This window comes from Amycolatopsis keratiniphila, from assembly GCF_000400635.2.
GTDB lineage: Bacteria > Actinomycetota > Actinomycetes > Mycobacteriales > Pseudonocardiaceae > Amycolatopsis > Amycolatopsis keratiniphila.
On sequence record NC_021252.1, the window covers coordinates 5,034,877 to 5,052,279 of the forward strand.

The 17,403-nt window shown below is 65.8% G+C and carries 13 protein-coding genes; 5 read left to right on the top strand and 8 right to left on the bottom strand.

What is annotated here, in order from left to right:
• The gene (locus AORI_RS82455; protein ID WP_016334898.1) at positions 1-1,950 is read right to left on the bottom strand and encodes a VMAP-C domain-containing protein; all 1,950 of its coding nucleotides are present in this window, start codon (positions 1,948-1,950) and stop codon (positions 1-3) included.
• Positions 1,947-3,134, bottom strand: coding sequence for a hypothetical protein (locus tag AORI_RS83435; RefSeq protein ID WP_123798489.1), 1,188 nt, complete (start codon positions 3,132-3,134; stop codon positions 1,947-1,949). The genes AORI_RS82455 and AORI_RS83435 overlap by 4 nt, the downstream gene beginning before the upstream one ends.
• A 529-nt stretch (positions 3,135-3,663) precedes the next feature.
• On the opposite strand from AORI_RS83435, the gene AORI_RS63815 reads away from it, so the two are divergent.
• Positions 3,664-4,518: a hypothetical protein gene (locus AORI_RS63815; RefSeq protein ID WP_043848177.1), complete on the top strand. Its 855-nt coding sequence runs from the start codon at positions 3,664-3,666 to the stop codon at positions 4,516-4,518.
• On the opposite strand, the gene AORI_RS63820 is transcribed toward AORI_RS63815, so the two are convergent.
• Both AORI_RS63820 and AORI_RS63825 read right to left on the bottom strand, forming a co-directional pair.
• Positions 4,504-4,956 carry a DUF488 domain-containing protein gene (locus AORI_RS63820; RefSeq protein WP_123798491.1) on the bottom strand — a complete coding sequence of 151 codons (453 nt, stop codon included), beginning with the start codon at positions 4,954-4,956 and terminating at the stop codon, positions 4,504-4,506. The two genes, AORI_RS63815 and AORI_RS63820, sit on opposite strands and share 15 nt — an antisense overlap.
• A 128-nt stretch (positions 4,957-5,084) precedes the next feature.
• Positions 5,085-5,864, bottom strand: coding sequence for a hypothetical protein (locus tag AORI_RS63825; RefSeq protein WP_228688161.1), 780 nt, complete (start codon positions 5,862-5,864; stop codon positions 5,085-5,087).
• Positions 5,865-6,412: 548 nt separating this feature from the next.
• Between AORI_RS63825 and AORI_RS83445 the strand changes: the two genes are divergently transcribed.
• From AORI_RS83445 to AORI_RS63845, 3 genes are all read left to right on the top strand, one after another.
• The gene (locus AORI_RS83445) at positions 6,413-7,144 is read left to right on the top strand and encodes a hypothetical protein (RefSeq protein WP_123798493.1); all 732 of its coding nucleotides are present in this window, start codon (positions 6,413-6,415) and stop codon (positions 7,142-7,144) included.
• A 467-nt stretch (positions 7,145-7,611) separates the two neighbouring features.
• On the top strand, positions 7,612-9,468 hold the full coding sequence (locus AORI_RS63840; RefSeq protein ID WP_043848913.1) for a serine/threonine-protein kinase: 1,857 nt from the start codon (positions 7,612-7,614) through the stop codon (positions 9,466-9,468).
• Between the two features lie 9 nt (positions 9,469-9,477).
• Entirely contained in the window at positions 9,478-11,322 is a 1,845-nt protein-coding gene (locus AORI_RS63845) for a serine/threonine-protein kinase (RefSeq protein ID WP_016334906.1), read from the top strand.
• A gap of 302 nt (positions 11,323-11,624) precedes the next feature.
• On the opposite strand, the gene AORI_RS82470 is transcribed toward AORI_RS63845, so the two are convergent.
• Positions 11,625-13,025 carry an AfsR/SARP family transcriptional regulator gene (locus AORI_RS82470; protein WP_081809695.1) on the bottom strand — a complete coding sequence of 467 codons (1,401 nt, stop codon included), beginning with the start codon at positions 13,023-13,025 and terminating at the stop codon, positions 11,625-11,627.
• Positions 13,026-13,180: 155 nt separating this feature from the next.
• On the opposite strand from AORI_RS82470, the gene AORI_RS82475 reads away from it, so the two are divergent.
• Positions 13,181-13,561 (top strand): hypothetical protein, encoded by a 381-nt coding sequence (locus AORI_RS82475; protein WP_016334908.1) that lies wholly within the window; start codon positions 13,181-13,183, stop codon positions 13,559-13,561.
• A gap of 189 nt (positions 13,562-13,750) precedes the next feature.
• Here the strand turns inward: AORI_RS82475 and AORI_RS83690 are convergent, their stop codons facing one another.
• The 3 genes from AORI_RS83690 to AORI_RS63865 are packed head-to-tail and all read right to left on the bottom strand — an operon-like array spanning position 13,751 to position 17,338.
• Entirely contained in the window at positions 13,751-13,924 is a 174-nt protein-coding gene (locus tag AORI_RS83690) for a hypothetical protein (protein WP_158509136.1), read from the bottom strand.
• Positions 13,924-14,550: a DUF6338 family protein gene (locus AORI_RS63860; RefSeq protein ID WP_016334909.1), complete on the bottom strand. Its 627-nt coding sequence runs from the start codon at positions 14,548-14,550 to the stop codon at positions 13,924-13,926. Before AORI_RS63860 ends, AORI_RS83690 begins: the two co-directional genes overlap by 1 nt.
• 19 nt (positions 14,551-14,569) lie before the next feature.
• The gene (locus AORI_RS63865) at positions 14,570-17,338 is read right to left on the bottom strand and encodes a CHAT domain-containing protein (protein WP_016334910.1); all 2,769 of its coding nucleotides are present in this window, start codon (positions 17,336-17,338) and stop codon (positions 14,570-14,572) included.
• Positions 17,339-17,403: the final 65 nt, after the last annotated feature.

The following is a 17,403-nucleotide window of genomic DNA, read 5'->3' on the forward strand; positions in this document are numbered from 1 at the left end:
TCACGGCGCGACTCCTTCGACGACTGCTGGAACATGCCAGTCAGGGCGATCTGGCACGCGGGTCGGATCGTCCCAAAGCAGGACCAGATCGCGGCCCGGGTGGTCAGTGCGGGCTGTGCGACGGCAACTGTAGCGCTGCCCGTGGACAACGTCGGGCAGCTCCAGCAAGGGTTGTCCACGCAACACTTGGTGGAGCAAGTCACGACCGGTCAAGCGTCCGGCGCGGTGCCAGAGGGCGATGGGTACCCCGGCTTCGAACAGGTAGTGGAGCACCTCCTTGCGAGATGGACCTTGGTAGGTGTAAGCCAATGCCGCACACACTTGACCGTGCAGGTTGCTCGGATCGAACGCCGTGTTGCCGGGCTCCTGTTCGATCCAATGGATCGCCTGCTCGTCGTAGGCGTGGTAGCTCGCCACCTTCGGCCACACCGCGGCGTGCGCCGCACACCAAACCGTATTCTCAAAACGCTCCAGCGGGCGCACCACCACAGGACATGCGGCTCCAAGCGGGGCCTCGTCATGGGTCAACCGGACCGGCAGGTTCTCGACTGTCTCGTCCATCATCTCGGTGGGGACCATGAACTCCACGACTGGTGGGTCGACTGTTCCCACCGGGTCAAAGTCGACCAGCAGGTCGCTGAGCGCGTCCGCCACGTCTCTGAGCTGCCACGCCTCCGGCGAGGTGACCACTTGCTTGCCGTCGTCGCCGATGTACTGCCACACGGTGGTCCGGTGTCCGGAGTCGATCAGGTCCGGTTCGAGCTTCACCAACAAGAAGGTCCGGCGCAGCTGGCCGTCGAGGTCGCGTAGCTGATCGACGTCGAGGTACCGCGGCCCAACGTCGTTGATCCACTTCCAGAGTTCGTCGTTTGTCGCTTCGTCGTCGGTCGCGGCCGCGAAGCGGACCAGGAACTCGAACAGTGGCCTAGGGTTGATCGGCTTTCGCAACGTGTCGACGATCGACCTCACGTCGTCGAGGTTCTGCGGTGGGGAAAGCTCGACGGAGCGCGTTGCTTCGCGGTACAAACCGCGCAAGTCAGGCGGGGCGCCCACCCGCAGGATTTTGCGTAGTTCGTTGTACTCGCCCGGTTCGAGTAAGGCCATTCCAAGAGCGCCCGCGTCGGCTCGTGGAGAGCTGAACTCGGTGGTGAAGATGAGCGTCTCGTCGTCACTGCCCCGACGGAACCAGATATGGCTGGGTACCTGCCGGGTCCTGCGGTCGGCACGCAGTTCTTGGAACTTGCTGTCTACATCGTGTCGCACCTTGGTGAAGTCCGGGGGCCATTCGCCTGGGACTTCACTGAGACTGTCCAGGACGGTTTGTGAGAACAAACCGGTCTGCAGAACGTTGTCGTTCTTGGCACGCTCACCGTCGCTCGCGGCGAACAAGGTCAGCTGGTCCACGGCCAGCAAGGGATCGTTGTGCTGAAAACGCTCGTCGGGCAAGCCGGTCTGCCAGCCCACGGTGCGGGCGAACGTGAGGCAGGAGTCGATGACGATCCGTTGGTGTGGATGGCCGCGGTAGGGGGAGGTCCGCAGGAGTGCCAGCAGCCCGGTGATGTTCATGTTGCGTCGGTCGTTCGCCGCGGCGTCGTTGTAGATCAGCCTGCGTTCGTTCCGGTCGTCAACCACACCGTGTCCACCCCAGTGAATCAGCAGCAGGTCGCTGCACTGACCAGGCAGCTCGGTGATCAAGCGATTGCGAATAGTATTGGCCCGAGCGTCCACGATGTCGACGCCTTCCGCTCGTTGTTCCTCGACCCAATGCTTGTTGTCATCCAGCGGCGCAGTGAGCAGCGTAATGTTCGCGGGTGGCACGCCACATGAGAGCAACCACCCGGTGAAGCGGCACGCATCCGGTACTGGGCCATCGAGCCGCCAGTGCGCACCGGCGGCGTACTCCTCGATGCCAACGACGATCGCGATGGTTCTTTCCGGGACTACGATCACGGCAGAACCTGGTTCAGCAGACCGTAGAACCGCTTGTTCTTCTTCGCGAAGTATGAGCTATGCACTCGCGGGAACGGGGCGCGATTGTTCACCGCGAGATCGCGCACCCGGACGCGCTCCGGATCGGGGAATACACCTGAGCCGACGTACGCCAGCAAATCGCGCGGGTCGTAGATGTTCACCCAGTCGGGGACACTGGTCGGCAACGGCCTGCCGTATGGCAACGTCGGAAGTGCGTTTAATTCGTACAGCAGTGGTGCCTGGGAACCGACTGTCACGAGTTGCTCGACGTTCGACAGCGAGCGCTCGATCAGCAGTTCCAGTGCCGCGATGCCACCGAGACTGTGGGCCAACACCACCACAGGCGTGTCGATGGCGGCGATCCGGTCTGCGATGAAATCTCGCAGTCCGGAACCTCGGGTGAGGTAGAGCAGCACGTCACCAGCCATCGGCGCCGCCGCCTCCGACCACGCGGCACGTCGACGATCAACCACCCGGCTCCCGCCCCCACGCATCAGCAACTCGAAGGCGACATTACCGAAGCCACGGTCCATGCCGCCCAGAGCTGAGACGATGGCCGCGACCAGTTCGTCACGGGTGTCGCCCTCCAGCGGAAAGTCCTGCTCCCAGCGTCGGTCAGCCTCGTGCAGACATTGAGCGACGAACGCCCTGGCCAAGGCGCTGGTCAGAGCAGCGCCGACTTCGTGTTCACGTGCAAAGGCTCGCTGGCATGCCTCATCGGCCAACACTTCACTGACCGCGTCTTCGAACACGGCCGCCAGCCCTGCGTCGTCGAGGAGAAGGGCCAGCCTTTCGTCAGGCAGTTCGCGCGCCGCTTCAGCAACCCATTCGCCAGCAACATCAGCGGACGGAGGCATGTCGGCTGCCTTGGCGGCCTGTATCGCGAACGCGCGTAGTTCAAATAGCGGATCATTGTCAAGCATCCACCATAGTGCGGTTTCTGAGTCGTCCTCGGAAACCGTGAATCCGCGATCGGACGTGATCGGTATCGTGACACCGTTCGCGTGCAACCTTGCGCCGTGCTTCTCGCCCCAGTAGCAGGGCACCACTCGCCAATCTGGTCGGATCGAGGTCACGCCAGCGGACACATGGCAGAACGTGTTCCAGTACGCGCGGTCCCGTACACCTGTGCCGTGCACGAACACAATCGTTTTCAAGTACATCTCCGGGGTTGTCGGCTACGACAGACAGGTAGTCGTCCGATGGAGGGTCTGCTGTTACCTCTCCGACGCGGTCCAAGTGGTGCCTTAAGCCGCGGGCAGGTCCAGCCACGGTCACGCACAGCGACGCCTCCGATGAGATCGCCCGCGCGGCGTTCGAGGATGCATCGGCAGCACGGTTCTGCACCCTCCCGGAGATCAGCGAGCGCGTGTAGCAGGCCCGGCCCAACCTCACACCACCCGATAGGCAGTACCGGCCCCGACCTCATCGAACAACGCCCTTGCCGATTCTCACCAGCGATCAGAGGCTCGGCCACGTTCAACGCCGGCGTCACAACGCTCGTGAGATCCAACGCTTCTCTGCCATTGGCCGAACCAAATGCTGCGCCGACGTCCTTGTGCTTACCGCTATGTGTGCTGAGACAACGCCGAAGACTGCAGGCAGCTCTTAGATCACTCCTTTGGACGTTCACGCAGTGACCACTATCGGAGTTACGTTGGATAGCTCAGGTGGACGGATCGGGGAGGTCCGATGACACAGCTACCGATGTTCGGCCAGCCACCGGACACCCCGACCGCCAAACCGGCGGGCGATCAGGCGGTAACGCTGCAGGTCCTGGTCACAGTGAAGGCTGCACCCAACCCTTCCGAAAAGTACGGCGAAACAGTCTGTGTAGCCGGACTGAGTCTCGACCCGAACCGTCAAGGCTGGATCCGCCTCTACCCGATCAACTTTCGCGAACTCGGCCCCGACGCGAGTTTTGCGAAGTATGACGTCGTGTCGGTCGAGGCGGTACCGGCCAGGCAGGACAGCAGGCAGGAGAGCTGGCGACCGCGCATGCCAACCCTGAAGGTCGGAAAACACCTGACCAAATGGTCGCACCGCCGCCCGTGGATCGATCCGGCGATCAGCAGCCAGACCACTATGTGTCGCCTCGTCCGCGGCGCCACCATGAACACGCAGTCGTTGGCTCTCATCCGCCCGAAAAGGATCACTGGGCTACGGATTGTCCCGCATCAGGGCTGGTCGAAGGCGCAGCAAGCCAAGATCGACACCTACGTCGGCCAGCTCGATCTATTCGGCAACGAAGACCGGACGCCGCTGCATGCGCCACGGTTCGCCGGCACCTACCACTACGAGTGCGAAGAGTCCGACTGCAGCGGCCACAAGCAGGGATTCATCGACTGGGAGTTCGTCGCGTTCCAGCTCCTGCGTCTCCGCGGCATGAACGACGAGGAGGCCGCGCAACGGCTCGAGCAACGGTTTCTGCACGAAGTCTGTAGCCCTGATCGCGACGTCGCCTTCTACGTCGGCAACCTCGCGGCGCATCCCCGGACATTCAGCGTCCTCGGCGTCTACTGGCCACCGCGATCAATTAAGAGGTAGCCGTCCGGCGATCTCACCCAGCACGACGTCACGGTGACACCGGCGCTGATCTGCCTCGAAGCACAGCACGGCAACACGCTCACCGGCCGCAAGGCGAGCCAGTTCGTCTAGGCTGGCTTGCGCCTCGGCGTTCTCCAGCAGCTCGATGTAGCGATCCTTCGCCTGCTTGAGCTCGGTCTCGTCACCAGCGAAGCCGGCACGATTCGTCTTGACGTTCCCCAGTTCCCGTCGATGGTCATACTCGATCCCGGCCTCAGCCAGTGCGGCACGTAACGCCGTCTTGCTGAACCCCCTCTTACGCGAGATCGGCGTCAACCGGACATCGACCAGACGCGTCACACCACGCCGCACAAGCCCGTCGATGAACTCGGAGATCTCCTGCCCCTCGTACCCGACACCGATAGCGCCGTCACGAAGCCGGGTCGCGCTGCTGGTCATGCTCACAACCCTGTCATGGCACATACGGCGGGGGCGACCCCACCCCACTCCCATTGCCGCGTAGGCCCTAGGTCGAGCGTCCGCGTCAGCAGTAGCGCGATCGGCTTTCGTTTGCCGCATTCATCTGGTCAAGCCGCTCGACCACGGGTGGCATCGTCGCGATCATTGCCAGGAACAGCGTGCTCGGTCTCCCAACGCGCACGAACCGTGCGCATCAGCAGGCGTGAGCGCTCCGCTCCCAGACCGAAGTGTCGCATCAGGCCTTCCGCCGAGATCGGGCGTTGGCGCTCCTCGCGATGACGACGGTCCACCTCGATGGCTTTCGCCACGAGGTCGTCGTCGATCCTGGACAAGCTTGACCGCTTCGTTGGCTGCGGGGATGAGTCGATCAGCTGAGTCCGTGCATCCGAGGAAGCGTCGGGAGCAGTCGACGCGGGTGCGCTCGACGACGGTGCTGACACAGCAGGTTGCTCGACAGACGGCGCCGTGCGCGCGAGCTCTCGAAGTAGCGTTGGGCCGACGTCAGCCCATCCGATCAGCAGGAGTGGGCCGACCGCGTCGAACAGAGCTCGACCGATCTCCCCCGCGACGAGCGGCTCGGCCACATTCAGGGCCAACGTGACGACGCTCGAGACCAGCAGCAGTCGCCGCGCCGGCCGAATCACCTCCGCCGAGGCCCCGCGCAGCGACAACTGCCGGATCGCGATCAGCAGCGCCAGTACCGACAGGTCTACGGCAGGCGCGACCAGCGGAGCCACCCACCCGGATACGCCTAGCCGAAGACCGAAGGCCAGGACGTTGCCGAACCCGAACAGGAACGTCAGTCCCACGATCACGCCGACGATGACCGTGACTAGCTGAAGGACGGCATCACGCTCAATCGGAAAACCAATAGCTTTGGCAGACACGAAGTAACTCCTCGTAACCAGCATCTCAAGATCAACTGGCGATATTCAGGCGACCAGAACGCGCCGCAACGCGTTCGAAGCCGCCCCAACGAGGAGGAATGAGAGACCGCAAAGCTGCGAAAACAAGAGAAACGCCTGGTCAGGAGCTGGTTCGATCTTCCCTGACACGGAAGAGGTCACTGGTTCAATCCCAGTATCGCGCACCATCTGTTTTCGCAGGTCAGAAGCCCTGCTCCTCCTCGGAGGGGCGGGGCTTCAGTCGTAAAAAGGCGATAGCCGCATGTCACCAAACGTGGGATGCAGGTGCGGGACCACTCCCCCAGCTTGGTCCGCTCATTCGCCGTGAGCGCGACCAGAGACCCGATCCACCGGGTCTCGAACGCTTGCAGGATTCCGAGGGCGCATCACATGGTCGCAGACCCTCGCGATGCCCTTCATTCGTCGTCGACGACAGAGGCGACGGCTGACCAACCCGGCGCCATTCCTTGCTTCCGTCATGGATCAGGCATGATTCTCGAAACGTCCCATGTGACGTACAGTGGGCCGCTGTGCCCGACAAAAGACTCTCGGTCGGCCTCTTCGTGGTGGCGGGTGCCCTCGCACTGGCCGCGTGCGACGGCTCTGCCGCGCCGGACGCTGCCGGCCTCGACCCCGCGAAGTGCGCTGACCCGAATTTCGCCAGTACTCACACGGAGTTCTGTGCGGGCAAGACCCCCAACCCGGAAACCCCGGCGACCGATACCGCCAGCCTGCCCAACGGCTTGAAGGTCCGAATCATCTCCGCGAAGTCGGAGACCGCGGATACGAACGCCTATGACTCCGGTCCGACCGAGAACGTCCTGGTAACGATAGCTACCGAGATCACGAATACCGGCAACGCGCCGTTCCTCTTCCCGTCGACGAAGAGCAACGTCCGCACGGAGTTGTTGTACGGCGCCAACCACGCCAAGGCGACGAACTCGGCCGTCCAGAAGGGCAGCTCCACCGACCTACCGGAGCAGCTCGTTGCGGGCGGATCGGTCACGATGACCTCGACCTTCACGATGCGCGCCGGGGGCGCGGACAACGTCGTCTTCCGGTTCAATCCTCACAAGACCACCACAGACGACGTCACCACTTTACGAACGTCCAGACCTTGTACAAGTAGCGCTCACGCGCTTTCCGCCCCGGCACCCGATCTACGCCCACGATCAATTAATGAGCGTAATCGGTCGAGCGGTCAGCGTAGTCGAAACCACAGATCCGTCTGGCCTGATCGCCGACAGCATCGCGACGTCTGAGTCGTTCATCGAACTCGCCCCGGTGACGGCGTTGCGCGCATTCCTCTGTTCTGGATTCTTCCGGCCGCTGAATTGCTCCACGTCTACGACCAGAACAGTGCGATGCAGCGCCTCAGACGACGCCCCCAGGTCACGTCACTCGGCCAAAGATGCCGCCGCAGCCGCACATGGCCTGACGAGCTTTCACTCTTTCGCGTGGACAGATTGACGTTCAGCGGAACGGATGGAGACGGGGCCATCTCCCTGATCGTGCCTTGGGCGTGCGGGGTGGACGACCACGTCACCTTCGGCAACGACTAGATCCTCCGCGACGAGTACTCGAGTTGCGCGCGGTCTGGCTCCGCACCCTATACAGGACGCTCAAACCCGTTGAGGTGAATACCGAGACGAACGCACAGTGCCTTTCCATGGTTGTCGCCGATGAGCACGTCGCCCTTTGTATCATCGCTCTCTATCAAGGGGGCGTCGTGAGATCTCTGAACGCTGGGGAACCCACCGAGGTGGGTCGGCACCGGGTGTTCGCCGTGCTCGGCCAGGGCGGAATGGGCCGGGTACTACTGGGCCGTTCGCCCGACGGGCGGCTCGTCGCCGTCAAGCAGGTGCATCCGGGCTTCGCCCACGATCCCGGTTTTCGTGAGCGATTCCGCCGAGAGGTCGCTGCTTCGAGAATGGTATCCGGCGCCTTCACCGCCGCGGTGATGGACGCCGATCCCGACGCGCCGACGCCCTGGCTGGCGTCGATGTTCGTACCGGGTCCCTCGCTCTCGGAGGCGGTGGCGGCCGGTGGGCCGTTGCCGCAGTCCTCGCTGGGGTACCTGGCCGCAGGGCTGGCGCTGGCGCTCGGAGAGATCCACCGTGCCGGGCTGGTCCACCGCGATCTCAAGCCCGGTAACGTCATTCTCACCGGAGACGGTCCGCGGGTGATCGACTTCGGCATCGCCCGTGCCATCGAGGGCGACTCCGAACTCACCCATACCGGAGCGATCATCGGCTCGCCCGGGTTCATGTCGCCGGAGCAGGCACGCGGACAGGAGATCGGCCCCGCGAGCGACCTTTTCTCCTTCGGGTCCCTGCTGGTGATGGCCGCGACCGGGCAGGGCCCGTTCACCGGATCGTCCACTCCGCACACCCTCTACAACGTCGTGCACACCCGGCCCGATCTGAGCCGGGTGCCGGAGGACCTGCGCCGGATCGTCGAACCCTGTCTGGCGAAGAGTCCCGGCGACCGGCCGGACAGCGCTTGGGTACTGCGTCAGCTCGGCCCCATCGCGCCGGCGGCTGCCCCGTGGCCACCGCCGGTGCCCCAGCTGATCGACACGCAGCAGGCCGAGATGCGGGAACTGCTGAACCCGCCCGCGCCGAGGCGCTCCCGACGCGGGCTCTACACCACCTTGGCCGCGGCCGCGGCGGTGCTGGTGGTCGCCTCCGTCGTCGTGGCGGTGAACCTGCCGCAACGGCCCGGGCCGGCACCCGCGGCCGCGTCGGCGCCGCCATCCGGAGCGGCGGTGACCACGCCGGTCAACCCGGATCCGCTCGGTCCGGACAACCTGCGCCGGGTCGACCTGTGCAAGGTGCTGGCGGGCTGGGAGGCGCCCGTGCTCGGTGCGCTGACAGCGTCTTCGCCGGGGCGAGGACTGGACTGCCTGTACGGTGCCCTGAACCTCGGTATCGGCCCCAGGTTGCTCGAGGGGGTCCCGGCCGGGGAGCTGGAAGGGCTGCCGTTGTACACCAGCACCTTCGGCGACTCGTGCGCGGCCGCCGTACCGGTCGCCGGTCTCCAGAGCGTCGTGCTCCTCACCGAGATCCGCGGTGCACTCTCCTCGGACGAGAAGTGCACCGTGGTGAAGGCCGGACTCGGCGAGGCGGTGCGGCGAATCCGCGCGGGTGGTCACGGACGCGATATGGCCCCCCAGTCGCTGATCGGGCTGGACCCCTGCACGCTGCTCCCGCCCGAAAGGGTCGTCCGGCTGATCGGCCCCGTGCGGGCCACCGTCCTCGAGGATCTGCACCAGTGCGTCTACCACGGCGACGACATATTCCGGCTGACCGTGGAGCAGGGGTATCCGCCACACGGACCGGAGCAGGCCGCCGCCGGTGGCGTCGTGCCGGTAGAGGTCGGCGGTAGGACGGTGTACCGCGACGAGCGTCCATCGCAGGGGTCTCCGGCCTGTGTCCTGACCTGGCAGCACCGGCCGATGAGCGAGCGCCTCGGTGAGAACGTCAAAGTGACGTACGAGCGTGGAAGCCGAAAGACCATGCAACAGGCGTGCGCCAAGGCCGAGGAGGTCGTCAGTGCGCTGCTCACCTGGTTGCCGAAACCCTAGGACCAGTCTGTGAAACCCTTGCGTGCCGGTGAATCCCGGCAGGTCGGTCCCCACCGGATCATCGCCGAACTCGGCGAAGGAGGCATGGGCAGGGTCGTACTCGGACTCGCCCCCGACGGCCGGCTCGTGGCCGTCAAACAGATCCACGCCGAATTCGCCCACGACCCCGGCTTCCGGGAACGTTTCCGCCGTGAAATCGCCGCCTCACGCCTGGTCTCCGGCGCCTACACCGCCGCCGTCATGGACGCCGACCACGAAGCCGAATCCCCTTGGCTCGCCTCGATCTTCGTCACCGGACCCGATCTGCGCACGGCCGTGGACGCGACCGGCCCGCTCCCCGTGGAAGCCGTTCGCCGCCTCGCCTCCGGACTCGCCGCCGCACTCACGGACATTCACCGTGCCGGACTGATCCATCGCGATCTCAAGCCCAGCAACGTCATCCTCTCCAGCGACGGGCTCCGCGTCATCGACTTCGGCATCGCCCGCGCCGCCGAAGAAGCGCAGAACCTCACCCACACGGGTGCCATCATCGGCTCGCCCGCGTTCATGTCGCCCGAACAAGCCGGAGGCGGCCCGATCACCCCGGCCACCGACATGTTCTCCCTCGGCTCCATCCTGGTCATGGCAGCCACCGGACGTGGCCCCTTCAGCGGCGCGTCGGCACCACAGACGCTCTACGACGTGGTCCACACAGAACCCGATCTTTCCACCGTGCCAACAGAAATCCGGCGCATCGCCGAACCGTGCCTCGCCAAGGACCCGGCCCGGCGGCCCACCCCCGGACAGCTACAGGACTTCCTCGGTCCTGTTCCGTCGGACACCGAACCCTGGCCCGAGGCCGTACACGCCCGCATCCGGCATCAAGAAGCGGAAGTGCGCTCGGTGCTCTCGTTGCCGATTCCCGCGTGGCAGCCACCCCCGAGACCTTTGCCGGTCAAGAAGCGCCGGCCGGGATTGCCCATCACCGTGGCGCTGGTGGTGGTCGCGGCCCTGATCGGCACCCTGATCGTCGTCATCCAGGCGATCACCTCACCACCGGATCCTGGCATCGCGGCCATGCCGGTGGCCGAGGCGCTGACCCTGGACCGGCTCCGCCGTGTCGACACGTGCAAGGTGCTCGACGGCCGGTACTCCGAGGACCTCGGCTCGCTGGAGCCGGACTCGAACCCGATGTCACCGGACAGGTGCACCTACAAGGGACCTAAGGGCCTCTATTTCGATCTCCGGCTCGGAGAACCCGTGGTCAACGGCGGCATCGGCACGACGAACCGCACCGCCGAAGGACTACCGCTGTTGCGCGCCTCCTTCAGCGGGGGATGCCACTCGCTGATTCCGATCACCGACGAGCCGGCGCTTTACGTGATGCTCTACAACGACACGAACGTGGGCGACAAATGTGCGGTCGCGGACAGCGCGCTCACCGTCGTGCTCGCCCGCCTGCGCACCCACGAAGTCGATCGTCAGGACGACGCGGCCGGTGTACTCCCCCTCGACCCTTGCGCTCTCCCCGACGCCACCGTGGTCGCCCAAACCATGACCGACGTCCGGGCGGTCACCGCGGGCCTGCGGAACTGCCGGTGGCAGCGGAAAGACGAACGGCTCGACGTGAGACTCCAGCGGAGCCTTTACATCGACGCCGACAACGGTGACCCCGTCGATCTCGGCAACGGAGTCACCGGTTACGTAACCGATGCCTCCGAGTCCTCCTGTCAGCTCTCCTGGCCGCACCGCACCCTCCCGGACGGTGACGCCGAGTACATTTCCGTGTGGCTGCAGGGATACAGCGGCGAACGGGCCTGCGAGCGGGTACGCGCCGTCGCCGCCTCCGTGCTGAACCGGCTTCCGAAGCGCTAGCGGCCTCGCACCCCTCGCCCAAACGTGGCGTGCCGGGCCGGTTGATGCTCCTCTCCTCGAATAGTGAGGCGCGAGAACGGCGGCCACGTCACCTCCGACCAGCAACCCTCGTCGCGGACTTCCGGATCGCTGACCGGGCCACAGCGCGGGGCCATGCAGCGGCGCCGCCTGCCCGTGCCGGGCAAGGACATGCGCGCGCCGGGCCGCTTCGGCGTGGAAGGTGACCTGGCGCCGTGGCCGCTCCACGGCCAAGATGTGCCTGTGCGCCTCCGCGACGGCATGCTCGAGGCGAGCCAGCGCTGTCAGGTGCGGGGTTCGAAGGTGAAGGTCTGGCCGGCCCCGGACGAGTCGCACGGCAGTTGGAACACTGGTGCCCAGTCGGCCATCGACACGTCGAGCACACCCAGACAGAGGTTGCTATGCACCGCCCGAAGTCGGAAGCCCGTCGATGTGCTCTCACTAGGGACCAGCTGGAAGTCCTCGGCGGCTCCGGTGTCGCAGAAGCCGTCGTACACCGCCGCGCCGGCCTCGACTGATGCCTTCGGCACGCCCATGCAGCCGCCGCCGAACCGTGGATGGTGAGTCAGTATCCGATAGACATCGTCGCGGACCAGGCGCAGCGCCATCGTCGGCATGGCGCGGGCACAGTCGCGCTGGTAGACCCGGCCGCTGTCATCGGTCGGGTCCTCGGACAGGCACAGCGTGGAGTGCGCGAGCTTGATCCGGTAGCCACCGGCAGGAGGCAGCGTTTCTGGCGAGACGGCCGCGTGAAGTGCGGTAGACACCCGATCGGGCGGGGAATCCGCGGCGATCAGCATGCTCGCCCCGGCTGCGCATGCCAGGACCGCGAGCCAGGCCGGAACACGGCCCTTCTGCGGTGTCGGCGAGGCATTCCTTCTCGTCGTCGATGTGGCGTATCGGCTCGGCATCGGCGCGGTTGCGGGCGGCGGAAGCAACCCGGCGTCCGCGCGGAGGATCCGTTCGTGCAGCTCACGGACAGGTGGGCTGGGGTCGGCGCCAAGTTCCTCAGCCAGTTGCCGTCGCAGCCTGTCGTAGTGGCGTAGCGCCGCGGCCTGGCGGCCGCTGCGGTACGAGGCGAGCATGAGAAGGCCTGTGAGGCGTTCGTCCAGCGGGTGGTCGGCGGCCAGCGCGGTCAGGTCACCCAGTAGGTCCGTGTGCCGACCATCCTGCAACGCCCAGTCGGCGCGGTCGAGCTGGGCAACGAAGCGTTCCTGGTGCAGTGTTCGCCGCAGTGATTGCGCCCACGGGGTATCCAGCTCTGCCAGCGGTTCCCCACGCCACAGCGCCAGAGCGTCCTCGGCGAGCGCGAGAGCGCGGCGCGGCTCCGATTGTCCGCGTGCCGACCTGAGCAGCTCTCGGAAGCGGTGCAGGTCGACGGTGTCGGCTGCGCTGGACAGGACGTACCCGTTGCCGCGGCGGGTGATCGTCACCCCGGTCGGCGCGAGCGCCCGCCGCAAGTGTGACAGGTAGGTGCGCAGCGCCGAGCGAGCAGCGTGGGGCGGCTGCTCACCCCAGACCCGGTCGATGAGGCGATCGGCAGAGACAGCTTGGTTGGCATCGACCAGCAGGACGCCCAGAACGCCGCGCTGTCGGCTGTGCCCTATGTCGACGCGCTCGCCGTTCACCCATACTTCGACGTCCCCCAGGACACCCAGCGTCACTGTCTCCCGTTCGACACTCACCTCACCTGATTACCGCGTGCGGGCGACGACTTCAGGCGCCTGTTCGGGCGACAAGCGCCGGACCAGGCCATTCCACGAACGCGCAACTGGTTCTTGGCTTGCGGCAGGAGAAGCTCGCGGGCGGGTCGATCGACCCACCCATGAGGAGGAGAAACATGGAATCGAGCAGGATATTCGCCGCACTGGGTACCGTCGCCGCCGTCCTGACCTGGGTGAACCCGCCGGTCGCGGTCGCCGAGCCAGCCGGGAAAGAGGTGCCGGCCGCCGCGGCATGCCGGCAGCACGCGCACTCGGCGAAGGACCCTTTCAACAACGGCTACCCGTCCAAGGGCAGCGTTCCCGTCCGCTCGGCCGGGCCGTACGCCGACTGCCGGATCGACGGCTACATCGATGACAGCACTCGACTGCACTACCACTGCTACACGACCAACGACCACGGCAACACCTGGACGTGGGTCCGAGTAGTCGGCGAGAACATCGCCGGCTGGGTCTGGGACAACAACCTGAAGGGCAACGGCTCGGCCGTGCGCTGCTGACGCCCCAGACTCGACCACCACCAGGCGAAAGGACAGCCCGTGCGGAGCCGACATCCCGGTCGGGCTGTCGTTCGCCCTAAGACCTCCGCCTCCACCAAGGCCACCGAGGCTCAGCACCGCCGATCTCGCCGAGGTCCTGTCCGGCGCCGGCACCGACGCGCGGCACGCGCTTTGTCGCCGCGAAGCCGATCAGCTCTCGTGATCGTCGGTTTCCGGTGTGCTTGGCTCGTCCGGCGGCATGGACGGGCCTGCCGCGCCGGGTGGCGCGTGTTCGGGTTCGACGTCCGGCCCGGTCGGCGCGTATCCGCGTCGGCCGGTCGAGCCGGCAAGCAGGTCCCGTTCCTCGGGAGTGAGCTCGGGCATCAGCGCTCCTGATCGGGTGATTCGAGTATTTCCAGCACTTCCACGCTGTCGGCGCGAAGATAGAGGCCGTCGGTGTGATCGACGCGTTCCACGAAACCACCGTCAGTTCGCATACGCCAGGCGGACTGGAGGTAGAGCTCTCGGGGATTCGGATAGGAACTGGCGAAGGACTGGGTCCCGTACCATCCGCCGACCCAGGTCCCATCGCTCAACCGGACGCGGACGAAGGACGGTTTGCGGTCGCGGAACGCGTGGTCCCAAGCGGTCGGCGTGGTCCGGTAGCGGCTGCGCAGCCGACGACGTCGAAGCCAGGAAGTCAATGCGGCGGCCGCCGCGGGGATCACGAACAACAAGACCAGCGCCGCCGCTCCCGCGAGCCGCGCGTTCTTGGCCAGGCCGTCGCCGTTCGTGCCGTAGAGCCGGATCAGCTGCGGACCCAGCGCGATGACGTAGAGGAGGTCGAGAACGACGGACGCCGTGACCGCGCGGAGGACCCGTTCCCCTATCTCACGTTCGCCGGGAACCGGTCCACGCCACCGCTCCCGGAGGAATTGGTACACGATCCCGGGGAGGACGAAAAGGATGAGCAACGCTATCTGGATGATGGTGGAAGGCGTCTGCCCCATGCGGCATTTCTCCTCGATGTCACGGACCGCTGTGCACCAGACCGGCCCAGAGGTCGGGCCGGTCCGGGAACTCCGAGCGGAGGGTTCGGCAGACTTGGTGCAGCGCGAAAGGAGCTTGGTCCGCCTGAGGCGTATCCGCCAGCTGGTCATAGAAGAGGCGAGCGGCGACCTGAGCCGAACCGTCCTCGAACGGCCAGAGAACGCCCACCACGTGACGATACCCGGCGAGCTGGAACACCGACGCGAGGTGGATCGCCTCGTCGGTGTGGTCCCAGCCCGTTTTCGCCGTGGAACAGGCGGAGAGGTACGCCAGTTCGGCCCTTTCAAGTCGCAGAGCGCCGATGGCGGAGACGCGGAGGAGCCCGTCGTGCAGGGCCAATCCGCTCTGTGAGGGTGTGGCCGGGTCGTTGAACGCATGGCAGGCGAAATGTGCCCACGTGGTCGTTCGAAGGGCGGAAAGCACGGCGTCTGTCGTCGCGGCGCTGTCCACCAGCAAACCCGACGGGAAATCACCTTCGGACAGATGCGAAGCCTCCGCGACGGCACCGGGGAGCTCGCGTTGGCCCGGCGTGTGTTCGAGCGCGACACTGAGCTGCCTTCGTAGGTCAGCCGGCTGCTGACGCCGGCTGCGCAGAAGGGCACGAAGGGTCGGGGTGTACGAGGAGACGACATGATCCAGCACCGAGGGTCCTCCGGGTAGCCCGGCGGCGTGCAGAGGCAAAAGACCGAGGCGCCCCGTCGGCATCCACCACACCCGGCGAGCTCCGCCGTCACCAAGCGCGTCCAGGACCGGTTCGGTCACCGACACCCAGAGCCATTCCAAAATCTCGGTCAGCAGCCGCCGCAGGTCCGGATCGGTTCTTCGCGCTCCCCGTCCGGTCGCCTCCGCGAGCGACTCCGCGTAGTGGTTCACATCAGAAAGCTTCAGCTCGCGTAGCCGGACCGATTCGGTGGCGCCTGCCCGCACGAGAACGGCGTCGCCGCGAAGGTTTCCTGCGTTGACGAGCGCCGCCGTGCCGTCGTTCACCGCGTGCCGAAGATCGGTCAACCGGGCGCGCGCCAGGAAATGTTCGAATCCCTCCACCTGGCGGATCCGCCGGACGACCTCGTCCCATTCCGCGCTCAGCGCGCGCCGCCGCGGACCGATGGAGGCGACGTCCGAGCGACGAGCCGCCGGTGCGAGGTGGCCGAGCTCAGCGCCGAGTTCGCGGAACCGGGACGCGAGCGAGGGCGACGCGTCCTCGATGTCGGTGAGGTCGGTACGAGTGTCCAGTTGAGCCGACAAGAGAACGCTGCGGCCGAGTTCAGCGTATTCGACCGCTCCGACGACATCCCCTTCGCCGAGCTCCGCCGAGACACACTCGGCGACCAGGCCGGAGAAACGGCCCAGGAGGTATTCCTGATCACCCCAGGTCAGCTCACGAAGTGCGACGGCGGGCAAAGCCTGTATCGCCTCGCGCAGCACCTTTCTCGCCGGCTGCCGCATATCGAGTTCACCGAGCAGCAAACCCAAGGAATAGGCGCCATACGCACGGTGCGCCGGTGGTGAATCGGCGGCCTTGAAGAACCGCTCGACGAGCCGCACGACGTCCGACCGATCCGGCGGCTCGAAGCCTGCCCGCATGCCGGCCAGATAGGCGCCGGCCAGGATGCCCAGCCGTCGGGCGCTCTCGGGGCTCTCGATCGGGGTCGCGGCCAAGGCTCGTTCTGCCGACTCGACGGCGGTATGCAGGTCGGCGTGCCCATGATTCCGTTCGAAGCGCTGCTGGCAGGCGATGGCGACGGTCGTCAGCCGATTGCCCAGGTCACGGTCGTCTGAGGCGGTGACGGAGACCGCTTGCCGCGCCCAATCGATACTGGCGTCCAGATCGCTCAGGTTTCCGGTTCGTTCGAAGCGGCTCAGGTAGGCGGTACCGAGATTCGACAACGCGGCGCCCCTGGCCGGCATCTCGGCGGGGAACATGCTCGCTGCGCGCTCACCGTGTTCGATCGAGATCTCGAGGTCCGCAGGATCACCGTGACGGTCGTACCGCCAGAGATAGGCGAGAGAAAGGTTGGACAGGGTACCGCCGAGTTCGGGGTGATCCGACGGCGTCGTCCATTTCGCCTGTTCGCCCCATTCGATGGCTCGTTGAAGGTCGGACGAGGTGCCGTAGACCAGGTAAAGTCGCAGTTGACCGTTGCAGAGGTTGGTCAGAATTTCCGCCAGATCGGCAGGGTTTTTGGCGGGGTGGATCTCCAGGGCCTCCTCGGCGCGCTCGATCGCGGCCCGCACGTCGGCGACCGTGCCGTATCGCTCGAATCGTGCCAGGTAGGTGAGCGCGAGATTCGACAGTGTCATGGCCAGGAGTTGCCGGGACCGTGCACGGGTCGGCTTGAGTTTCCGGGAGGCCGCGACAGCCTGCTCGCTCCATTCCACAGCAGACGCCAGATCGACATCCAGGCTCTCGAATTCGAAACGGCGCAGGTAGGCGCCACTCAGGTTCGTCAGCATGCTTCCACGGCCACCGTAACTGATAGACGTGGAGGCAATGGCCGACTCCTCGTACTGGATCGCGGTATCCAGGGCGGCGGAGTCACCGGTCTGCTCAAAAAGCGTCAAATAGGCGGTGGCGAGGTTATGCCGCGCGACAGTGACATCCTCGTCGTCCGGCGAAAAGGCACTCACCATTTCCTCGCCGTGGGCGATCATCTTCCGCAAGTCTTCCAGCCGGCCGGTGTTCTCGAATTTCTGGTATTCGACTGCGGTTCGGGTATTGACGTAGCCGGCTCGAAACGCTCGACGCATTGTCCCGCCCCCCACTCCGCAGCACTGGAGCCCAGCCCTCCGTCACGAGCCTCTCGCATCTCTCG

Excerpts from the sequence above, each read along its gene's own strand:
- AORI_RS63865 (WP_016334910.1), bottom strand. The coding sequence starts at position 17,338 with ATGCGTCGAGCGTTTCGAGCCGGCTACGTCAATACCCGAACCGCAGTC.
- AORI_RS63860 (WP_016334909.1), bottom strand. The coding sequence starts at position 14,550 with ATGGGGCAGACGCCTTCCACCATCATCCAGATAGCGTTGCTCATCCTT.
- AORI_RS83435 (WP_123798489.1), bottom strand. The coding sequence starts at position 3,134 with ATGTACTTGAAAACGATTGTGTTCGTGCACGGCACAGGTGTACGGGAC.
- AORI_RS82475 (WP_016334908.1), top strand. The coding sequence starts at position 13,181 with ATGGAATCGAGCAGGATATTCGCCGCACTGGGTACCGTCGCCGCCGTC.
- AORI_RS63815 (WP_043848177.1), top strand. The coding sequence starts at position 3,664 with ATGACACAGCTACCGATGTTCGGCCAGCCACCGGACACCCCGACCGCC.
- AORI_RS83690 (WP_158509136.1), bottom strand. The coding sequence starts at position 13,924 with ATGCCCGAGCTCACTCCCGAGGAACGGGACCTGCTTGCCGGCTCGACC.
- AORI_RS63820 (WP_123798491.1), bottom strand. The coding sequence starts at position 4,956 with ATGACCAGCAGCGCGACCCGGCTTCGTGACGGCGCTATCGGTGTCGGG.